Below are 233 nucleotides of genomic sequence, written 5' to 3' on the forward strand. Positions count from 1 at the left end.
CCCTTCTTACGGTCATTTTTTGTTGCAAATTCATAAATAAAAAATAGTTTCTCACTTAACTCATACGTTCCTGGCTTCACATTTTGTAATTTGGACCCAATGATTAACATTAGTCGAGTATTTTGAAGGTAAAAACGGTGAATTAATTAGCATAAAAGAGGATTTTGATACGAATAGACCCCAAGGGAAACCAACGCTTACTTTCTTTCAAGCATTCAGCCAATTCGAAAGGG

The 233-nt window shown here is 34.8% G+C and carries 1 pseudogene; it reads left to right on the forward strand.

Annotation, left to right across the window (positions count from 1 at the left end):
- Positions 1–103: 103 nt before the first annotated feature.
- Positions 104–233 (forward strand): annotated as a pseudogene (locus tag RYX56_RS25505) (recombinase family protein); the annotation flags it as partial.

The organism is Alkalihalophilus lindianensis, assembly GCF_032843265.1.
Classification (GTDB): Bacteria; Bacillota; Bacilli; order Bacillales; family Bacillaceae_D; genus Alkalihalophilus; species Alkalihalophilus lindianensis.